3 pseudogenes are annotated in these 1,033 nt (G+C 45.6%); 2 read left to right on the top strand and 1 reads right to left on the bottom strand.

What is annotated here, in order from left to right:
* Window positions 1–38 precede the first annotated feature (38 nt).
* Together CIK04_RS29275 and yfaE are read left to right on the top strand one after the other, a co-directional pair.
* A pseudogene (locus tag CIK04_RS29275) lies at window positions 39–353 on the top strand (ribonucleotide-diphosphate reductase subunit beta); the annotation flags it as partial.
* 22 nt (window positions 354–375) lie between these two features.
* Window positions 376–633: pseudogene (yfaE, locus tag CIK04_RS29270) on the top strand (class I ribonucleotide reductase maintenance protein YfaE); the annotation flags it as partial.
* Window positions 634–736: 103 nt separating this feature from the next.
* Here yfaE and CIK04_RS29265 read toward each other — a convergent pair.
* Window positions 737–1,033, bottom strand: a pseudogene (locus tag CIK04_RS29265) (competence/damage-inducible protein A); the annotation flags it as partial.

The following is a 1,033-nucleotide window of genomic DNA, read 5'->3' as shown; positions in this document are numbered from 1 at the left end:
ATGGTCAAGATGATTTCTCTTCATGCAAATAGCAGAATGAAGCCAAGCAACAGTGTTTTGATTTGTTCAAAGAAGCGGCTGAGCAAGAGAAAGAATGGGCAGAATACCTGTTCAAAGATGGTTCGATGATTGGCCTGAACAAAGACATTCTTTGTCAGTACGTTGAATACATTACCAACATCCGCATGCAAGCCGTTGGTCTTCCAGTCGCGTACCCGAATGCAACCTCGAACCCAATTCCTTGGATTAACGCTTGGTTGTCTTCTGATAACGTGCAAGTGGCACCACAGGAAGCGGAAATTTCCTCTTACTTGGTAGGACAAATTGACAACGAAGTCACTCAGACGATTTGAGGGCTTGAGCTCTAATGCCTAAATCCGCATCAACAAACTACACAGTTTTGAATCTAATCGTGCTAACACCATTTTGGAAACGATGGAACAAGCAGGGTTGCTGCCAGAATATAACTGTCGGGATGGGCACTGTGGTGCATGTCGCTGCAAGCTTGAGTCTGGCGAAGTGGAGTATGTGGGTTTTGCCATGGCCTATACGCAAAGCAATGAGATTTTGCCGTGTATCTGCCGCGCGAAAACTGATGTGATATTGAGTGACGTCAATTACGTGATGAAAGAAAACGCGCTTAGTGTTTTTGACCGAAAGACAAAGAGCCTAGCAAAATATGCTGGCTCTTTCATTTCTGCGTGGGCAAAAACAAATCGCGCTTAACCCAACAGATTTATTTCACGAGACTGCTCGGTACAAACATCTCTTTGACTTTTGTCACCGAGAAATACTCACCAAACATCGGTTTCTTTTCCAAATAGCGGCGTAATAAATCTGCAGCCACCGTGCTAATCACTCTACTCGCGTCTTCTTTACCATATACTCGATTGAGCTCAAGCACCATGCCCCACTCACCACCATGTGCTGATAACGCCACAGAGAATTGTTTTCCGTTGAGTTTACCGGTCACCAATGCCAGATCCGTCGAACATTTTTCACGCGTCGCTCCTGCCAAGGCCAAAGACGGCAG

It is taken from the genome of Vibrio sp. 03_296 (assembly GCF_002265885.1).
This window is presented reverse-complemented; position numbering and strand designations above follow the sequence as displayed.